1 protein-coding gene is annotated in these 1,849 nt (G+C 70.7%); it reads right to left on the bottom strand.

Annotated elements, in window-relative coordinates; genetic code table 11:
* Nucleotides 1-1,849: hypothetical protein (locus ACEN88_RS30645; protein ID WP_413345793.1), on the bottom strand; the 1,849-nt coding region annotated here is incomplete at both ends.

Below are 1,849 nucleotides of genomic sequence, written 5' to 3'. Positions count from 1 at the left end.
GCCAGCACGGGAGCGCAGCCGGCCGCGCTGCGGTCGGCGAGGCAGGCGTCGAGTGTCGGCGTTGGCGTCGGGGTCGGCGTCGTCGTGCCATCGTTCGTGGCGATGATGTCGACGTGCGCGCCCGTGACCCTGTTCGGCGCGATCTCCGTGGTGCCTGCCGTGATGGTGACGTTGCCGGTGACCGACATCACGTTGGCGCTGTCGCTGATCTTGAGGACGCCGCCATTGTCGGCGAAGAGGCGCACGTTGCCGCTCGTCGTCGCCACGCGGCCATCGATGGTCAGCGGGCTGTGCGTCGTGAGGCTGATGTCGCCGCTGTTGGTCCGTACTTCGCCGGCGCCGTTGGTCTCGACGAACGCGGGCACGACCATGCCGCCCACGCTGTCGATGGCGATCGCGCCAGCATTGCCCTCACCGTCCTGCACGGCCCGGCGCAGCTCGAGGAAACCCGTGTTGGCGATGTTGATCGGCTGGCTGCCCGTGCCCTGGTTGGACGCCGTCAGGATACCGGTGCTTGTCTTGAGCGGGCTCGTCGTGGTGCCGATGCCGGCGCTGGACTTCAGCGTCAGCGTGCCGGCCTGCAGCAGGCCGCTGCCTGCGATGCCCGCCGCGTCCAGGGTCGCGTCGGCGCCGGTGATGCCGGCATCGAGCGTCAGGAGACCGCCGGTAATGACTTGCACGCTGGCGTTGGGCGCGGCGATGCCGCTCATGCCGTCGACGGTGCCGATGCGCAGGGCGCCCCGGTTCACGACGTGGAACGGGGCGCCGCTCGCACTGCCGGACAGCGTGCCGATCTCGTTGGCGCCGGTGAGAATCACCTGGCCGCCGCGCAGCGCCACGTTGCCCGCCCTGACGGTGCCGCTATTCTGCTCATAGATGCCCGCGGTCGACGTCAACGCCAACGTGCCGGTCGCGCCCAACGCGTCCTTGATCGCCAGCTCGCCGGCGCCCGCATCGAGGGTCAGCTTCGCGCCCGCGAAGCTCGCGGCGCCGTCGACGTCGATGCCGCCCCAGCCGCCGGCCAGCCCGCCGATCGTGAGATCGTTCGTCTGCACATTGGACAGGGCCGCCTGGCCGATCATGAAGCCGTCGGACTGGCCCGTGCCGCCGATGCCGATGTGCGTGCCCGCGCTGTTGGGCTGCAGCGTGACCTTGTCGGCGGACACGGTCGCGCCGATCCCGAGCCAGTCGCCCTGCAGCAGCACGGATTTCGCTGCCTTCACGCTGCCCGCGACGTCGATCCTGCCACCCGGCGCGTACTGGCTCGCGATGAAGCGGCTGGCCGCGTTCGCGGTCAGGTCGACGGGTGCGCCGATATGGATGTCGCCGGCGTTTTCCAGCACCACGTTGGCCGCCGCGGAGAGCGCGCTGTCGACGGACACGGTGCCCTTGTGCGCGCTGTTGCCCACGTTGATCTCGAACAGGTTGCTGCTCAGGCGCTGCAGGGATGCGGCGTCCAGCGCCAGCGCACCCGTGCTGCCCGTCCCCGTGCCGATGCTGATGGCGCGGCCCGGATCGGCCGACGTCAGGGTCAGGATCGGCAACTGGCTGGTGCCTTCGATGCCGCCGGCCAGCGTGATCCGGTCGGCGCTGACATCGATGTAGTTCCCGGTCTTGAGCAGGCCGTTCGCGCCCAGCGTGAACGCATTCTGCGCGCGGAAATCGAGGTCGCCGCCCGCGCTCACCCGGGCGTTGATGCGGATGTCGTTACCCGCCGTCGCGCGTACGCTGGCGGCTGCGTCCAGCGCGTCCGTGACGGTGAGGTCGTGCTCCGCCTGCAGGACCACGTCCGTGCCGGGGGCCGTGAGCGTGGCGGGCGCCAGGCGGGTGACGTCGTCCGTGCCCGCCG

The sequence above is a fragment of the Massilia sp. CT11-108 genome (assembly GCF_047302915.1).
In the GTDB taxonomy this organism is placed as follows: Bacteria; Pseudomonadota; Gammaproteobacteria; order Burkholderiales; family Burkholderiaceae_D; genus Telluria; species Telluria orientalis.
The sequence above is the reverse complement of the archived record's forward strand: the minus strand, read 5'-3'. Positions and strand labels throughout refer to the sequence as shown.